The organism is Fontivita pretiosa (assembly GCF_050410795.1).
Taxonomy (GTDB): domain Bacteria; phylum Planctomycetota; class Phycisphaerae; order Tepidisphaerales; family Tepidisphaeraceae; genus Fontivita; species Fontivita pretiosa.
The window spans coordinates 1175226-1191447 of record NZ_CP191258.1; the positions used below are offsets into that span (position 1 = coordinate 1175226).

A 16222-nucleotide genomic window follows, 5' to 3' on the forward strand; every position below is an offset into this window, starting at 1 on the left:
CAGGCATGATTGGCCACGGACCGCCGGATTGCGGCATTCCTGCACGATCTCGCTTGAAATGACCGATAAGATCAACAAGATCGGAGCCAGCGCGGATGCAACCACGCATGAGACTTGTCCGTTTTGACCAGGACGGCCAGCCGCTGCCGACGCAACGGCAAGCGGGGCAAACGTTGGAAGTTATGCCAGACGAAGAAGTTGAATCATCTGTGCCGCTGGATTCCCACCGCACACGCCGAGGCGGCGACGAACCGCCTGACGGAGCCGTGCAAGACCCGACATCGGCGGATGAGCGGCAGGAGCCGGCTCAGCCCGGCGAGCTGCCGGCGGTCAACCTCGCCGCCCTGGAAGCCCTGCTGTTCAGCACGCATCACCCGCTGACGGCAGGTCGGCTGGCCGAACTGCTCGGGCTGGGCAGCACCCGCCCCGTCCGCCACGCGATCAGCCAGCTTAACCAGACCTACCAGGCCACGGGGCGATCTTTCCGTATCGAACAGGTCGCCGGCGGTTATCAACTGCTGACGCTGCCGGAATTCGGCGAATTGCTCAGCAGGCTGCATCAACGCGAAATCGACGCCAAACTGACCAAAGCCGCGCTGGAGACCCTGGCGATCATCGCCTACAAGCAGCCGATCCTCCGCGCCGACATCGAGGCGATTCGCGGGGTGGCCTGCGGCGAAACGATCCGCAGCCTCATGGAAAAGCACCTGGTCAAGATCGCCGGTCGCGCCGAAGAACCCGGCCGGCCCATCCTCTATGGCACCACCCGCCGGTTCCTGGAGGTCTTTGGCCTGAACAGCCTGCGAGATCTGCCGCAGCCCCCGGCGGAGCTGGCGCCGGCGGCAAGCCCCGCCGGCTCAACCGAAACGCCCCGCCCATCCGATTCACCCGGCTGAGCAACCCCGAACCAGCGATCCCGCCGGCGGTGACAGTTGCCCGTTCTTCGGTCCGGCACTTCAGGGGTATGATCTCTACAGATATGGCCGCAAAGGTCGAACGCACCACGCCCCAGTCACTTGCACGCCAGCTCCAGGAATTGTGCGAGCTGGGCCAGAGCCAGCTCGTGCGAACCGAGTATCTGCGCGCCGAGCAGACGCTGATCCAGGCCGAATCCATCGCGCTGACGCTGGGCGACTTCGACACGCTGGCGCGACTCTACATGCCGCTTCAGGAAGCCCGCCGGCAGCGACGACAACACTGTGGCGAAGGAGTGGTCTGTTTGGACCTGATCGCCACCGGGCCCGACGATCGCGTCGATGGCCGGCGAGTCGTGGAAAATTACCCGCACGGGCAGCTTCTGGTGGCCGGTTGGGCATCGATTCAGCCGGCCCTGGACGTGCGCCGGCTTCAGACCGAGCACGAGCTGTATGTCGAGACTTTTCTGGCGGCCAGCTATCCGCTGGGCAGCGAACGGGTGGTAGCGATCGTGCCGCTGCCGGACATGTCATTGCCGCCCGCCGAGCCGCGCCGGACGATCGACGAGCTGCTGAAATCGCTGCCGCCACACTGCATCGTGCTGCGGGAATCCGAATTGCCCCAGGGAGTCCGCCGTGGCAATGCGCAGACCTTTTCGCAGATCATGTCGTTGTGGGAACGGCTGCACGCCCCGTTTCTCGCCGCCGCCGATGCCATCGACGATCCGCTCAAGCGGATTGAGGCATATCGCAGAACCCTCCAGGTGGACTACGCCTGCGAGCTGGCGCACCAGAAACTGAGCGACACGGCGCGACAACTCGCGAGGATCAAGCACCGCTGACTGCCCGGTCCGGCCAGGCGTGACAGCCCATTGCGCCTGCGCAAGCAGGCAGGCAGCTCGCACCGTTACACGTCCAGATTCTTCACTTCCAGGGCGTGATCCTCGATGAACTGTCGGCGGCGCTCCACGTCTTCGCCCATCAGCACGCTGAACATGCGCTCCGCCTCGCCGGCTTCCTGGAGCGTGACCCGCAGCAGCACCCGCCGCTTCGGATCCAGCGTGGTTTCCCACAGTTGCTCGGCGTTCATTTCGCCCAGCCCCTTGAAGCGTTTGACCTCGATCCCCTGCTTGCCCAGCCGGTAGATCTCCGGCAGCAGTTGGGCAACGCCCGCCACGTCGTGACAGCTTCCGTCCTGAACCAGCGCATACTTGGTCGCCAGCTTCTCACCGCTGACCGATTCCTCCTGCGTCAGGAAGTAATCATCGATCGACAGCCCGTACTGTTCGAGCTGAGCGAACAGCTTCTCCAAATCCTTGACCTCGTGAAGCTCCTGATTTTTCTGCAGGCGCTGATAGCCCTCTTCGGGTTCGTCGGCGGGCTGTTGCGTGCTGTCGGTCGAAACGATCTCCGCCCGCGTGGGAATCGCCGTGCTGTCTACCCACAGCTTCTGTTCCCGCAGGAACTGGTCGCGATCGTTCACGTCGTGGAAGAATCGCTCCTCGCCGTCAACCACAACCTGGTAAAGCGGCAGCCGGCCGTGCTGATCGCGCTTCTGAAGGAAATCGGCAAAATCAATCCCCCGCCGCTGGATCACCTTCACCAGCTCTTCCAGCCTGACAAGCAGCTCGACGACGCGCTTCAGCTCCTCGCCGCTAAGGCGACGCGCCTCCCGGCCCGTGTCCCCGTCGCGGATGATCAGCTCCGTGCCCTCCAGCCCCAGCTCGGTGTAGATCTGCTTCATCGCGCGGTCGTTCAGCACATACTCGCTCTTCTTCTTTCGCGTCACCTGATACAGCGGCGGCTGCGCCACGTACACCCGCCCGGCCTTGATCAGCTCCTGCATGTGCCGGAAGAAGAACGTCAGCAGCAGCGTGCGGATGTGGCTGCCGTCCACGTCGGCGTCGGTCATGATCACGACCTTGCCGTATCGCCTCTTCTCGATGTCGAAATCATCCCGGATTCCCGTGCCCAGCGCGCTGATGATCGTGCGGATCTCCTCATGGCCGAGCATCTTCACGAGATTGGCCTTCTCCACGTTCAGCAGCTTGCCGCGCAGCGCCAGAATCGCCTGGATGTTGGAGTCCCGCCCCTGCTTGGCCGATCCACCGGCCGAGTCGCCCTCCACCAGAAACAGCTCGGTTTCCTCGTTGGATTTGCTGCGGCAGTCGGCCAGCTTGCCCGGCAGCGAGTTGCCTTCCAGCGAATTTTTCCGGCGCGTCAGCTCGCGCGCCTTTCGCGCCGCCTCGCGCGCCTCGGCCGCGAGCGTCCCCTTCTCGAAGATCGCCCGCGCCTCCTTCGGATTCTCCTCCAGGTACGCGCCCAGCTTCTCGCTGACCGCCGAGCTGACAAAACCCTCAACCTCGCTGTTGCCCAGCTTGGTCTTGGTCTGGCCCTCGAACTGCGGCTCGGGAACCTTCACGCTGATCACCGCGATCAGCCCTTCACGAACATCCTCACCGCTGGGGCGAAGGTCCTTCATCAGTCCGTTGGCTTCGGCGTAACGGTTGATCGTGCTGGTCAGCGCGGTCTTGAACCCCGACAGGTGCGTGCCCCCCTCGTGGGTGTTGATGTTGTTCGCGAAGCTCTCGATCGTCTCGTTGTATCCATCGTTGTACTGCATCGCCACCTCGACGACCAGCCGCGTCTGCGGGTCTTCCTTCTTGAAGTGGATCACCGGATGCAGCGTGACCTTGCCGTCGTTGAGGTACTTGACGTACTCGACCAGACCCTGGTCGAACTTGAACTCGTCGCGTTTGCCGGTGCGCTCGTCCTCGATGACGATCTGAAGCCCCTCGTTCAGGTACGCCAGCTCGCGCAGTCGCTTCTGTAGAATCTCGTACTTGAACTCGATGTCCGGGAAAATCTGCGGATCGGGCTTGAACGTGACCTTCGTGCCGGTCTTGGTGCTCTTGCCGATGACCTTCAGGCTCGAAGCCTTCTTGCCTCGCTCAAACTCCATGTGGTGCACCTTGCCCTCGCGCGAGACCTCGACCTCCAGCCATTCGCTCAGCGCGTTGACCACCGATGCCCCCACCCCGTGCAGACCCCCGGTCGTGCGATAGGCGCTGTGCTCGTTGTGCTCGAACTTTCCCCCGGCCCCGAGCTTGGCAAACACCACCTCCACCGTCGGCACTTTTTCCGTCGGATGGATACCCACCGGAATGCCCCGCCCGTCGTCGGCGACGGTGCAGCTTCCGTCGGCGTTGATCCGCACCAGAATGCTCTTGCAGAAACCCGCCATCGCCTCGTCGATCGAGTTGTCCACGATCTCGTACACCAGGTGGTGCAGTCCGCGCGCAGTGGTGTCGCCGATGTACATTCCCGGACGCGTGCGGACATGTTCGATCCCCTCCAGCACCTTGATCATGTTCTCGTTGTACGCGCGCGCCGCCGCCTCAGCGTCGGCCAACGTCGCAGAATCGGACTGGGGGGTTGTCGGATGAACGGGGTTTGGGTTTTCGGCCATCAGAATACGGCTCCTGCTCTGGGTCTTCGTCTGCTTTTACTGGCTCGGTCAAAGACTGATCATTCAAGGTTCGTGGCGCAAGTCACGGTCGGCGTGGCCAACCGTGCCGCCGGGATGCAGGTGGACTGGTTATTATCGCGAAAACCTGCCTCAAATACTACGTCACAAGCAAGAAAAAGTGCGGGTATACAGCAAGCTCCTGATACAACGGAAACCTCGGTTTCTCCTTGCGATTTCAAGCGGTTAGGTAATACCATCGGCTTGTGAGCACGCGACAATTCAACGCCCGCGGCAGCACCTGCCTGCCCAGCGTCTTCGGCGCGATCCTGCTGCTGGGTCTGTTGGGGCTTTTCAGCATCGCGGCAGCGGCGGCGACAACCGAGTCGCTGATCCAGCGCCTGGGCGATCTGGACCCGCTGCTTCGCGAGCAGGCCGAGAATGAGCTGAAGCAACTTGGGGTCTCGGCTCGGCCGGCGCTGGTCCGCGCCAGCCGCGGCGACGACCCCGCCGTCGCCGCCGCCGCCGCCAGAGTGCTGCTGGCGCTGCCCTGGGAACAACCTCAGGATCCCCCGGCCGTACGCACCGTGCTTGCTCGATACGGACAAACCCACGAGGCGATTCGCATCAAGTTCGCCTCGGAACTGGCGGAGTTGCCGGACCAGGCCGGCGTGCCGGCGCTGCTGCGACTGCTGCTGGAGGATCCCAGCGAGGACGTGTGCTGGAAGATCGTCTCGATGCTGGCGCCGCGGCGCGACGCCCACACGCAGGCCGCCATTCGATCCCTCCAGCCGCCGGATACTCGCCCTGCCGCTCTGACCCTGGCCGCTCGAGCATGGTTCAACCGCGACCGGAACCGCGCGATCGACATGCTTCGCCGCGCCGTGCAGGCCGAAGCACGCCAGCCCAGCATCGACGACGGAGAGTTGGACTGGGCCTTTGATCGCCTGGCCGACGAGGCGGTGGCGCGGCGGCAATACCACCAGGCTGCCAACCTCCGCCGCCAGCAGGCTGCCAGAATCGGCACCAGCCGCGACGCCTATCCGCTGCCGGTCTACCACCTGTTCGCGCTGCACGCGGACTTCGGCCCGCTCGATGGCTTTGAACAGGACGTGCTCAACTACCTTCGCAGCTACGGCGCCAACCCGCCCATGCTCTACGCCCTGTCCAGAATCCTCAGCCGCCAGGCACGCAGCATCGAAGCCGCGGCGCTGGAGCAGACCGCGCTGGCCGCCAGCCTCACGCCACGATCGCGCTGGCAGACGGGCGAGTTTCTGGCCAGCAGCGGATGGGACCATCTGGCCCGTCGCGAGTGGCAAACCCTGCTGGCCTGGGGCGAGCAACCAGAGCTTCAGCCCTACTTGCTTTCAGTGCGTGTGCGTCTGGCGGATCTGGCGGCGCGCCAGGACTGTCCCGCCGCCGCCATCGAGCATCTCAAGGCCGCTTTGGCACTGGTCAACGCCGCGGGCGGACAGATCTCCGCCACAACCGCCGAGGGGCGCGTCGTGCACCTTCAGGCCAGACACTTCGCCGCCCAGATCGCCTGGCGAAGCGCCGAACTGGCGCGGCGCGGCGGCGACGCCGATGCCGCCAATCGGCATCTGGATGAGCTGCTTCAGCTCCAGCCGCTGGATTCCGGCGTCCTGCTGGACGCCTATCCGCTGCTGGTCGACGCCGGCAGACGCGACGACGCGCTCAAGGCCTTCCAGAGCACCTGCGCCCAGCAACGCGCCGAGCTCGAGCACAACCCCGACGATGCTTCGCTGCTGAACGAACTGGCCTGGCTGTGCGCGCGCTGCGACCAGAATCTGCCCGAAGCGCTGGAGCTGGCTCAGCGCGCCGTCATGATGGAACCGGATAACCCCGCGTATCTGGACACGCTGGCCGAAGTCCACTTCCGCATGGGCAACGCCGCCGAAGCCGTCCGGCTGGAAACCCGCGCCCTGGAGCTGGACCCCGGCGATGAGTTTATGCTCGAGCAGTTACAGCGATTCGGCCGCAAGTGAACGTCGCGTTGTGCGCCCGGAATCGCCACGGACAGCGATATACTCTTGAACTGATGTTCCGCCTCACGCGCGAAGTGCGATTTGCCGTCAATCTCGCCTCCGACGAGCAGTTGGATCAGCCCGCGCCAAGCAACAGCTACGGCGGGTATCCCACGCTCACGGGCTTCGGGCAGTATTTCACGGTTCAGGTCACCATCGAGGGCCAGCCGGATCCCAACACCTGCTACCTGCGCAATATCAGGGAAATCGACCAGGCGGTTCGTCGGAAACTGATCCCCGCGATCAGCGACAACTTTGCTCTGGCGGCGTCCGGCCGCGCCAACACCGCCGGACTGCTGCCGTCGGCTGCTTTTTCCGTCCTGCATGACGCCTTTGCGCCTGATCGCCTGCATGCCATCACCATCTGGCTGACCCCGTTTCTTTCCATCAGCCAGCTTGCTTCGGAGCGACCGATGACACGTTTGAGTCAGAAGTTTGAGTTCTGTGCATCGCATCGCCTGCACAACCCCAGGCTCCCGGATGAAACCAATCGCCGAATCTACGGCAAGTGCAACAACCCTTCCGGGCATGGACACAACTACGAGCTTCAGGTGACGCTGCGCGGCACGCCCAACGACAACGGTCTGCTCGTGGACGTGCCGGCGTTCGAGCGGATCGTCAAGCAGCACGTCATCGACAGGCTTGATCACACCAACCTGAACATCGACGTGCCGGAGTTTCGCGACGTGATCCCCACCGTCGAAAACATCGCGATGATCATCTACCGGATGCTGAAGAGCCGCATGACAGGCATCGGCGCCGAACTGGCCAGCGTCACCGTCTGGGAAACACCAAAGACCTGGTGCGAGTACAGCGAATAGACAGCGCGACCACGGCAAACGCTGTTTTGCCGGACTTCGCGCTGTGCGCGGCTGATGCAGCGTGCTGACCCTGCTTGCCCCGGGGATCACTCCGCCTGAACGTAGTCCGACTCGACGTAATGATCCAGGATCTCGAACGTCGTGGCCGGGTCGGTGACCTTGCCCCACACGATAATCGTCTTGGGATTGGCACTGGTTGGACCGGATTTGATCACGCTCCACTGCTGGCCGACGCGGATGACTCCGCCCTCAAGCCGGGATCGCTCGCGGTCTCGCAGCGTTGCGCGTCGCTGCGGTGCAGCGGGCAGGTCCTGGCTCAGCGTCATCTCGGTGACGTATCGCCGCTGATCGAAGCTGCGGCTGGCAATCTCGCCGGAGAGCCGAATCTTCGGCCTGGAGGTGCTGCGATCTTCCTGATTGTCCGCGATGACGTTGTCGTGCATGACCGTGATCACCCCCCCCTCGCGACCCGCCACCCCGCCCTGGTTGGCCACGATCACGTTCCGCAGCAGTTCTGCCCGGCCCCATCGGCTGACGCGGATGCCTCCCGGACCGCCCCGGATCGTCTGGTTGCCGGCAATCAGATTGCTCTCGATCTTCACCGGCGCGTCGGGCATCAGATCGTGCCGCTCGCCCTGTTCATCGTAATACAGGTTGCCCATGACGTAGATTCCGCCGCCGTCGTCGCCGGAGAGATTGCCCACGATCCAGTTGTAATTGATCGGCGGCGCGGAGTTGCCCTCGACCCAGATCCCTCCGCCGTCGTTGTTGATCGGCGCAGAACCCAGCACGATGGCATTGAACGAAATCTGCGGAGAGCTGGCGGCGTTGACCGCGATCGCCCCGCCGGGCGAGCTGCGCGAACCCTTCTTGCCGTGAAATTCCGTGTCGTCCCTGATACCCGCGACGTTGTTGGCGAAAACGTTTCGCAGGATCTTCGCCTCGACGTTGTTTCGGCAGGTGATTCCCGCGCCGGCGCCCGCGTCGGTCGTGTTCTCACAGATCAGGTTGTTCGCCACGTACGCGCGCGAGCCATTCAACAGCGCGATGCCCGCACCCTCGTTGGCCGCCTGCTTGCCCAGCGGCGGCTTGAGCCACGCCGGCGCCGGCAGGTTGTTGGCCATGATGATGTTGTTGACGATCGTCGGCGAGGTTCCGTCGCAAATGATCCCCCCGCCCGAGCCGTCGTGATGGCCGTTGGTGATGACAAAACCGTCGATGCGGGCATCATCCGCGCCGATGACGACCGGACCCTTCTTCTGCGCATCGAGGATCGTCGCGTTCTCATACACGTCGCGCGTCTTCCAGTCTCCGCCCGGAGCAAATCCGCCATACAGATCGACGAACGGCTTGAGCTGGATGCGCGATTCGTTGTACGTCCCGGCGGCAACCAGAATCGCATACCGATTCTGTTTCGACGCGTCCTTGATCGCGCCCAGGGCATCCGAAACCGAACGATGCTCGGCATCCGGGGCCACGTGAAGGATCCTGGCGTACTGCCTGGCGTCTACCGCGCGCGGGATCGGCCCCACCTGCTCCATCGGCGGCATCTCCGCCGGCGCCACCGCCCCGGCCGCCCAGGAGCAGATTCCAACTATTGCAACCATGCATGCAATGAAATGCCCCCGCCAGCTCGAGCTAGACATCGTAGACCTCCCATGAGCCGCCGCCATCGACGGGCTTCCGCTTCCCCCTTTATCTGTCCGCCTTCTGCCTTTGTTACAACGTTTCCACTCGGATGTTGGTGTTCGTGTAGATGCAAAGATCGGCGGCGATCTTCAGTGCTGCCTCGACGATCTGGCTGGCCGAGAGTTGGGAATGCTGGAGCAGCGCCTTGGCTGCCGCGGCGGCGAAGGGCCCGCCCGAGCCGATCCCGATGATCCCGTCGCTGGGTTCGATCACATCCCCGGCGCCGCTGACGATCAGGCTGGTGGTTTTGTCGGCCACCGCCAGCATCGCCTCCAGCCGCCGAAGCACCCGGTCGGTCCGCCATTCCTTGGCCAGCTCGATCACCGCCCGCCGCGTGTTGTCCGGATAGTCCCCCAGCTTTTTCTCAAACCGCTCCAGCAGCGCGAACGCGTCGGCGGCGCTGCCGGCAAAACCGCACAGTACCTTGCCGTTGCCCAGCCGACGAACCTTTACCGCATCCGCCTTGGCCACGACGTTCCCCAGCGTTACCTGTCCATCGCCGCCCAGGGCCACCTCCTGGCCGCGGCGAACGCTCAGAATCGTGGTCGATCTCGCCGGACGTTGCTTCATGCGATACGATTCCTCCACCGACGCGATGCCGCGCCTGGCTCTGCTGGTCTGGTTCTACCCCGCTGCGCGCGGCACGGCAAGCCGCGACCAGCACGCCAGCTACCCGGGCACGCGCCCAATTGCCCGTGATACGCCATCAGCACATGCTCCGCCAGATTGATCCGCTCGCCGCACACCGCACAGCCACGTGAGCGTCACCACCCCCATCCCGATGCTGATCGCAACCACGCTGCTGGCAGGAATCGCCGCCGTCGTGCTGTGGCGGCGGCCAGCAGGCTCATGGCTGGTGCATGCACTTCTGCTGACAGGCACTGCACTGCTGGCCGCAGCAGCGGGCAATCCGTCGATTCAGATCCCCCAGCGCGGACAGGTGGTGGTGATGGTGGATTGCTCGGCCAGCACCCGCACCGCCCGCTTTCGTGATGAACGATTCCTTCATCGCCGCATCGATGAACTGGTTGACGGGTCGGGATATCGGGTTGTCAGGTTTTCGGACGACAGCGCGCCGGCGACGCAATACGAGCCTTCGCCCGATGCCGCCGCGATCGTGCTTTTCAGCGATGGTCGATTTGCCCTGCCAGCGGACCCCGGCCCGCCGACCTACCCGGTGGTTGATCCGAATCTGGAATCGCCGTCGGATGCTGCTGTGGTCCGCCTCGAGCCGCGCGACGGCTCGGATCATCCGATTGCCGTCACGATCCGAAACACCGGCCCGCCGCGAAGGCTGCTGTCCCCCGGCCCGACCACGGCGTCCACAGGCACCACCATCGTGTCCGGCCAGGCCTTCGCACGCGGCAGGGTCGCCGCGCAACTGGCGCCGGGCGACGCCTGGCCGGAAAACGACCGGCTTTCGCTGTACTGGCCGCCTCCGCAACGCGCCCTGCGCTGGTGGATCGGCGATTCGCCGCCCCCGGCTGCGGATGAGTGGCAGGCCATGCTCCCGGCGCAGCTTCCGGTCGATGCGGCAGAGTACCTGTCGGCGGCGGCGATCGTACTGGCCAACGTCCCGGCCGATGCCCTCTCGGACATCCAACAGCAGCGGCTGGTGCAGTACGTGCGCGACCTGGGCGGCGGGCTGGTGATCGTCGGCGGACAGCACGCCTTCGCCGCAGGCAGCTACCCGGGCAGCCAGATCGAATCGATCTCGCCACTGGCCAGCACACCCCCTGAGCCGGCAAGGCAGTGGATTCTGCTGGCCGACGCCAGCGGCTCGATGGCGGCCCCGATCGCTGCGGACTCGCCGCACATCACGCGCTGGCAGCGCGCCGCCGAGGCACTGATGGCGATCCTGCGGCACCTGCCCGCCGATGAACCGGTCAGCGTCGGCTGTTTCGCCCGCGACCTGCAATTCTGGTCCCAGGCTCGCTCCGCCGCGCAAACCGCAAGCCTGCAACTGCCCACCGGCCAGATCGCGCCACACGGCCCGACGAACCTCCAGCTCGCGCTTGAATCCATCGCATCCCAGCTCGACGGTTCGCTGGCCACGGAGCTGCTGCTGATCACCGACGCCGACGCCACCATCGACAATCCAGATGCCCTCGCCGCGACACTGGCGCAAAAGAGGCTCCGCCTGCACCTGCTGGCCACTTCCGACCCATCGCGCTCCGCTGTGTCCAGGCTCGTAGCTGCAACCGGCGGAACGATCCTCAACCAGACCAATCCGCATCGATGGATCGAAGCCGCCACCCATCTGGCGCGACAGGCGATGCCCGACCTGCTCGTGCGATCGCCCCTTTCCGTTCAGTTCACCGGCGAGCTTGCGTCGCTGCCGACCCGCACGCTGACGCTGTCGAATCGCACCTGGCTGCGCCGCGATGCCATCGAAGTGGCCCGCGCCTCTTTCGATGGCCAGCACATCCCGCTGGGCGCCCACTGGCAATTCGGCGCCGGTCGAGTCGCGGCGCTGGCATTCGAAGCGATGCCCGACGAACTGTTCGCCATCACAGTCCTGGTCGAGCACCCGCCACGCGATCCCCGATTCACCGTCACCTGGCAAACCGATTCGAGCCTGAGCGTCTGTGTTGACGCCATTGACAACGGCACTTTCCTCAACAGGCTGGACCTGAAACTGGACCTGCTTGACCCGGCCAGACCCGACCTCAGCGTCACCACGTTGACATTGAATCAGGTGGCACCCGGGCGCTACTCGATCGATGTGCCCTCACCGCGGAGCACGCTCCTGGCCCGGTTGAGACTCGACGGACAGACCCTTGATCGCCGCGCCATCGCCGAACGATATCCGCCGGAGTTCGACGCGCTCGGCAACGACCACCAGGCCATGAAGCGTCTGGCAGAAAGCACCGGCGGGCAGGTGATCTTCCCCAATCAGACCGGGCCGATCGACTTTCGCTGGCCACTGCGAAAACTGCCGCTGCTGCCAATCCTCTGCATCGCCAGCGGCGCCATGATCGCCCTGGCCCTGATCGTCTGGAAACTGACATGATTCGGCTCTACCTCAGGACCAATCGGGCCGTTACGCTGTGGGCAGACACGTCATGCTCATGCCCGGCCAATCCTTTCGCGGCCCGTTGCCGCCACTGACGCCGCAGCAGCGCGAGCTGCGCCAGCAACTGTTTGATCATGTGAACATGCTCGCTGGCGTGATCGGACAGCGGAACGTCTACACCTCTGGCAGCCTCGAGTCCACGATCGCCTACCTCAGCCGCATCTGGCGAGATCAGGGCTACGAGGTGCGCGAGCAGCCGTACCCGATCCATAACACAATGGTCAAAAACCTGGAGGTGGAGATTCGCGGCGAAACCCGGCCCGACGAAATCGTCATCGTCGGCGCGCACTACGACACCCCCCTGGGCGTGCCGGGCGCCAACGACAACGCCAGTGGAGTCGCGGCGATGCTGGAGATTTCGCGGCTGTTGCGACAGCCCACGCCCGCGCGAACACTGCGATTCGTCGCTTTCGTCAACGAGGAACCACCGGCTCAGTCTCGACCCTCATAATTGGCGTAGATCATGATGTCGTGCGTCAGGGTCCGCAAGAGCATCTCCTGCCGGCGACGGCGGCGTTGCACGGAACGCAGGGCATCGCCAAAGTTCCGCTTCATCATGCTGTTGACCGTCTCGCTCTGCGCTCGCTGGCCGTAGGTTCGCCGGTCCGCCTTGCGGGCAAACCGCTGCTTCATCAGCCGGCGATATCGACCGCCGGGCGGCTTGCTCGACGGCCGCCCGATGCCCGTGGGAATCACCGAGCGCACACCCATGTCCAGGCGGGCGCTGCGGTGGTTGGCCTCTGAGTCGTATCCAGCGTCGGCGACGACGACGTTCACATTGGCCCGCCGCCACGCATGGTACAACAGCGGCGCGAAGTCCGGCGCATCGGACCCGCAGCCGATATGAACCCGCGCCGCCAGGATGAGGTGACAGGCCGAGGCCACCGCCAGGGCCAGCTTCGGCATCTGCCGGGCCCGGCGCGAGCGTGAGCGATTGACCTCGTCTGCATCGGTTTTTTCGGTGTATTTGCCGCCATCGCGCAGGAGCATCTTGCGGCAGACGCGGTCGTAATGGCGTGAGCGGTGACGCGCCTCGTAGCAGGTGCTGTCGAGGGTCAGCGGCTTGCTCGAGTCGAGCTTACGCAGCAGTTTGGCCTTGGCGGCAAGCTGGGCCAGGAGGTCGAGCATGCGGTTGACGCGCCGGGTCTTGAGAAGCGTGCCGAAGGCCCGCCAGAGGGTGTTGTGATCCGGGGCGCGGGACATGCCGAGGTCGGCCAGCCACTGCGGCGAGTCGCGCAGCAGTTGCTCGGCCCTGCGATAGCTGAGCTTGAGCTGCTCGCGCAGAACGAGGCAGGCGAAGAGTTGCGGGAGCGTGAAGTCGTGGCGGCTGCAGTCGCAGGAGTAGGCCGGCCAGACGCGGAGGGCCAGTTCATGGGCCTGCCGCAGGACCTTCCATGGTGATCGAGATGTTTCCATCCCGCAGCTTGTACCCACTGCATCGGCGTGGCGCTACCGAACATGCGCCGAACTTGGAGAGGGTCGAGACTGAGCCGGAACCACCCTTTTTCCAGACCGAAGCGATGGGAAGTCTCGTCTACGCCAGCCGCTGCAAACAGCGTAACGAGAATGTTCTGGGCATGATCGCGCTGGAAACCATCGGCTTTTATACCGACGCGCCCAACAGCCAGCAGTACCCGCCGCCGCTGGCGATGCTCTATCCCTCCACCGGCAACTTCATCGCGTTCGTGGGCAATCTCGCCTCGCTCCGGCTCGTCCAACGATGCGTCGGCTCCTTCCGTGCCCATGCGCAGTTTCCCTCTGAAGCGGGCGTTGCGCCGGAATCCATCCCCGGCGTCGGATGGTCCGATCACTGGAGCTTCTGGCAGCAGGGATACCCGGCCATCATGGTCACCGATACCGCGCCATTCCGCTACCCGCATTACCACCAGCCGACCGACACCCCCGACAAACTCGACTACGACAGGACCGCGCGCGTCGTCGCCGGCTTATCGTGCGTCGTCAGCGATCTGGCAAAGCAGGCAGAATAGGCCAGACCATCAGGACGTGAAGCAACGACCGAAGCAGCAGGCAGCGCGTGCCTCAAGCCTCAGCTCGATGCAGCGTCAGGTGCACGATCTCGGCCGGGGCATTGACCCGCAGAGGAAACCAGTTGCCAACGCCGTTGGACACGACCAGCCTGCTGGAAGACCTGGTGTACAAGCCCGACCAGTAGCGGAACATCCACGGCCCGAAGCCGATTCCCGGCGTGGCCATGAGCTGCCCGCCATGCGTGTGCCCGGCGAGTGTCAGCGGGATGCCGGCCTCGGCGGCGGGATCGAACGCGTGAGGATGATGCGCCAGCAGGATCGCAAACGCCTCGGGCCTTCGCTGCTTCAGCAGCACCTGCATCGAATCGGCGATTGCCTCGTCGCTGCGCGCCCGTGGGCTATGAACCGCCTGCCCCGACGCACCCCAGCGCAGCCCCAGCAACTGCACCGCCGCTCCGCGGATGCTCAGCATCACCGATTCATTGATCAGCAACGGTACGCCCGATTGCTTCACCGCCTGCTCGAAGCCGCGACGACTCTCGATCAGATCATGATTCCCCTCGCACATGTACACGCCGTACCGCGCGTCCATCCGGCGGACCATGTCCAGCCCGGCCGGCAAATCCGACAGCGCGTGGTTGATCAGGTCGCCGGTCAGCAACACCAGGTCGGCGCGAAGATCGTTGGTCACGTCCACGATCCGCCGCAGAATCCGACCCGTGGTAAACCGCCCGACGTGAATATCGCTCACATGGGCGATGCTCAGTCCTTCCAGTTCTGGCGGAAGCTGGGGCAAGGCGATCTGGAATCGCCGAACGCGAAAGCCATTGAGCTGGGGCATGGCCCGGCCGGTTGCCGCCGCCGCCACCACCGGCGGCGTCGCCGCCACCGCGCCCTGGAGGAACTGCCGGCGCGACAGCCGCTGCGAAAAGACTCCCGACCCCTTTTCTAAGGGGTCGGGAGTCTTTTCCGCGCCCGTGGAAAGCCGGCCATACCACCGCCCCGCCAGCCCAAGACCACGCCACAGACCCCACAACCCCATCGTCCCCGCCGCCACCGGCAGCCCCACAAAATGCCAGATATACACGTTGGCCACCAGCCACCGCGGCAACCACTGCTCCGGTCGATCCCCGCTCACCCGCCCCAGCAGCATCCACCCAAGACACCCCACCTGCACCGCCATGAATGCCCCCAGCAGCGCACGCCAAAGCCCCGAACGCCGCAGCGGCGACACCGCACGGTCCGCCAGCCACCACCACAGTGCATCCGATACCAACATCACCACGATCAACGTCACAATGAACGACATTGCGTTGCCATCATAGGCCAGCCGCTTATACTCCGCTCATGCTCGAGCGCATGATCCGCTTCACGTCGCCGTCCCCGCCGCGGCCAGGCCGGATCAGCCTCTACTTCCCATGCATCACCGCCACGCTGTTCGCCATCGCCAGCGGCTGTGGCGTACAGCGAACCATCACCGTCAACAGCGACCCGCCCGCTGCCCTGGTCTACATGAACGATCAGGAAGTCGGCCGGACTCCTTTCACACGCGATTTCACCTGGTACGGCTGGTACGACGTGCAGGTCCGACTGGACGGCTATGAAACGCTGCAAACGCGAACCCGGCTGATCGCACCCTGGTGGCAGTGGCCCCCGATCGACCTGCTCGCTGAGATCTGCCCGATTCGCCTCAAGGATCATCGAACCATCACCTACAGGCTCACGCCCGCCAGCACCCAGCCCGCCGACCCACAGGTTCTGCTGGCCCGCGCCCAGGCGATGCGCGCCCAGCTCCAGTCCAGCCGACACACACCCCAACCAACCACCCAGCCCGCCGTCCGGCCCCCTGCCCCGGCCACAACATCCGCCACGCTTGAGCCTTGACCAAAACCGCGATATTGTTGTTTATCAGCCGCCCGCGTAGCTCAGTTGGATAGAGCGCTGGTTTCCTAAACCGGAGGTCACAGGTTCGACTCCTGTCGCGGGTACTCCCCTGCTCTCGTAAGTGCTGTCAGGCCTGTTTTTTTACAGCGCCAGGGACCAAAAGCGGCACACCATGCGGCGCGGTGCGGCATGGGTCGGCGGGATACTGTGCCTTTTTCTACGACGCGCCGGCGGCCGGGCCGGTTGCTTCACCGCCTTGGCGAAGTGTGCATCTGTGACCTGAAAATAGTGTTCCTGAGCGATCGCCCGGCTGTTGCCCAGCCAGGCACAGACCACGTG

At 64.6% G+C, this 16222-nt stretch carries 14 protein-coding genes and 1 tRNA gene; 10 read left to right on the forward strand and 5 right to left on the reverse strand.

What is annotated here, in order from left to right:
- Window positions 1-266 precede the first annotated feature (266 nt).
- A complete protein-coding gene (gene scpB / locus ACQS5P_RS04755) occupies window positions 267-896 on the forward strand; it encodes an SMC-Scp complex subunit ScpB (protein WP_428939760.1) in 630 nt (209 codons plus the stop codon).
- Window positions 897-979: 83 nt separating this feature from the next.
- Window positions 980-1756 carry a hypothetical protein gene (locus ACQS5P_RS04760; RefSeq protein WP_428939761.1) on the forward strand — a complete coding sequence of 259 codons (777 nt, stop codon included), beginning with the start codon at window positions 980-982 and terminating at the stop codon, window positions 1754-1756.
- 65 nt (window positions 1757-1821) lie between these two features.
- Here ACQS5P_RS04760 and gyrB read toward each other — a convergent pair whose 3' ends face one another.
- Window positions 1822-4383 carry a DNA topoisomerase (ATP-hydrolyzing) subunit B gene (gene gyrB, locus ACQS5P_RS04765; RefSeq protein ID WP_428939762.1) on the reverse strand — a complete coding sequence of 854 codons (2562 nt, stop codon included), beginning with the start codon at window positions 4381-4383 and terminating at the stop codon, window positions 1822-1824.
- A gap of 263 nt (window positions 4384-4646) precedes the next feature.
- On the opposite strand from gyrB, the gene ACQS5P_RS04770 reads away from it, so the two are divergent.
- Together ACQS5P_RS04770 and ACQS5P_RS04775 are read left to right on the forward strand one after the other, a co-directional pair.
- Window positions 4647-6386, forward strand: a complete 1740-nt coding sequence (locus ACQS5P_RS04770) for a BTAD domain-containing putative transcriptional regulator (protein WP_428939763.1) — start codon at window positions 4647-4649, stop codon at window positions 6384-6386.
- 53 nt (window positions 6387-6439) lie between these two features.
- Window positions 6440-7246, forward strand: coding sequence for a 6-pyruvoyl trahydropterin synthase family protein (locus ACQS5P_RS04775; RefSeq protein ID WP_428939764.1), 807 nt, complete (start codon window positions 6440-6442; stop codon window positions 7244-7246).
- Window positions 7247-7332: 86 nt separating this feature from the next.
- Here the strand turns inward: ACQS5P_RS04775 and ACQS5P_RS04780 are convergent, their stop codons facing one another.
- Window positions 7333-8892: a right-handed parallel beta-helix repeat-containing protein gene (locus tag ACQS5P_RS04780; RefSeq protein WP_428939765.1), complete on the reverse strand. Its 1560-nt coding sequence runs from the start codon at window positions 8890-8892 to the stop codon at window positions 7333-7335.
- A gap of 73 nt (window positions 8893-8965) precedes the next feature.
- Window positions 8966-9505 (reverse strand): ATP-dependent protease subunit HslV, encoded by a 540-nt coding sequence (hslV, locus tag ACQS5P_RS04785; RefSeq protein WP_428939766.1) that lies wholly within the window; start codon window positions 9503-9505, stop codon window positions 8966-8968.
- Between hslV and ACQS5P_RS04790 the strand changes: the two genes are divergently transcribed.
- The 3 genes from ACQS5P_RS04790 to ACQS5P_RS04800 are packed head-to-tail and all read left to right on the forward strand — an operon-like array spanning window position 9504 to window position 12462.
- The gene (locus tag ACQS5P_RS04790; protein ID WP_428939767.1) at window positions 9504-9665 is read left to right on the forward strand and encodes a hypothetical protein; all 162 of its coding nucleotides are present in this window, start codon (window positions 9504-9506) and stop codon (window positions 9663-9665) included. The genes hslV and ACQS5P_RS04790 overlap by 2 nt on opposite strands.
- 27 nt (window positions 9666-9692) lie before the next feature.
- A complete protein-coding gene (locus ACQS5P_RS04795) occupies window positions 9693-11948 on the forward strand; it encodes a vWA domain-containing protein (RefSeq protein ID WP_428939768.1) in 2256 nt (751 codons plus the stop codon).
- Window positions 11949-12006: 58 nt separating this feature from the next.
- The gene (locus ACQS5P_RS04800; protein WP_428939769.1) at window positions 12007-12462 is read left to right on the forward strand and encodes a M28 family peptidase; all 456 of its coding nucleotides are present in this window, start codon (window positions 12007-12009) and stop codon (window positions 12460-12462) included.
- Here the strand turns inward: ACQS5P_RS04800 and ACQS5P_RS04805 are convergent.
- On the reverse strand, window positions 12444-13427 hold the full coding sequence (locus ACQS5P_RS04805; RefSeq protein WP_428937294.1) for a transposase: 984 nt from the start codon (window positions 13425-13427) through the stop codon (window positions 12444-12446). The two genes, ACQS5P_RS04800 and ACQS5P_RS04805, sit on opposite strands and share 19 nt — an antisense overlap.
- On the opposite strand from ACQS5P_RS04805, the gene ACQS5P_RS04810 reads away from it, so the two are divergent.
- Window positions 13406-13999, forward strand: coding sequence for a M28 family peptidase (locus tag ACQS5P_RS04810; protein WP_428939770.1), 594 nt, complete (start codon window positions 13406-13408; stop codon window positions 13997-13999). The two genes, ACQS5P_RS04805 and ACQS5P_RS04810, sit on opposite strands and share 22 nt — an antisense overlap.
- Window positions 14000-14051: 52 nt before the next feature.
- Here the strand turns inward: ACQS5P_RS04810 and ACQS5P_RS04815 are convergent, their stop codons facing one another.
- Window positions 14052-15308: a metallophosphoesterase gene (locus tag ACQS5P_RS04815; protein WP_428939771.1), complete on the reverse strand. Its 1257-nt coding sequence runs from the start codon at window positions 15306-15308 to the stop codon at window positions 14052-14054.
- Window positions 15309-15346: 38 nt separating this feature from the next.
- On the opposite strand from ACQS5P_RS04815, the gene ACQS5P_RS04820 reads away from it, so the two are divergent.
- Window positions 15347-15883 (forward strand): PEGA domain-containing protein, encoded by a 537-nt coding sequence (locus ACQS5P_RS04820; RefSeq protein ID WP_428939772.1) that lies wholly within the window; start codon window positions 15347-15349, stop codon window positions 15881-15883.
- Between the two features lie 30 nt (window positions 15884-15913).
- A tRNA-Arg gene (locus tag ACQS5P_RS04825) sits at window positions 15914-15987 on the forward strand.
- The last annotated feature ends 235 nt before the right edge of the window (window positions 15988-16222 follow it).

Excerpts from the sequence above, each read along its gene's own strand:
- ACQS5P_RS04815 (WP_428939771.1), bottom strand. The coding sequence starts at position 15,308 with ATGTCGTTCATTGTGACGTTGATCGTGGTGATGTTGGTATCGGATGCA.
- ACQS5P_RS04790 (WP_428939767.1), top strand. The coding sequence starts at position 9,504 with ATGCGATACGATTCCTCCACCGACGCGATGCCGCGCCTGGCTCTGCTG.
- ACQS5P_RS04775 (WP_428939764.1), top strand. The coding sequence starts at position 6,440 with ATGTTCCGCCTCACGCGCGAAGTGCGATTTGCCGTCAATCTCGCCTCC.
- ACQS5P_RS04820 (WP_428939772.1), top strand. The coding sequence starts at position 15,347 with ATGCTCGAGCGCATGATCCGCTTCACGTCGCCGTCCCCGCCGCGGCCA.
- ACQS5P_RS04760 (WP_428939761.1), top strand. The coding sequence starts at position 980 with ATGGCCGCAAAGGTCGAACGCACCACGCCCCAGTCACTTGCACGCCAG.
- hslV (WP_428939766.1), bottom strand. The coding sequence starts at position 9,505 with ATGAAGCAACGTCCGGCGAGATCGACCACGATTCTGAGCGTTCGCCGC.
- gyrB (WP_428939762.1), bottom strand. The coding sequence starts at position 4,383 with ATGGCCGAAAACCCAAACCCCGTTCATCCGACAACCCCCCAGTCCGAT.
- ACQS5P_RS04805 (WP_428937294.1), bottom strand. The coding sequence starts at position 13,427 with ATGGAAACATCTCGATCACCATGGAAGGTCCTGCGGCAGGCCCATGAA.
- ACQS5P_RS04780 (WP_428939765.1), bottom strand. The coding sequence starts at position 8,892 with ATGTCTAGCTCGAGCTGGCGGGGGCATTTCATTGCATGCATGGTTGCA.
- ACQS5P_RS04800 (WP_428939769.1), top strand. The coding sequence starts at position 12,007 with ATGCCCGGCCAATCCTTTCGCGGCCCGTTGCCGCCACTGACGCCGCAG.
- ACQS5P_RS04810 (WP_428939770.1), top strand. The coding sequence starts at position 13,406 with ATGGTGATCGAGATGTTTCCATCCCGCAGCTTGTACCCACTGCATCGG.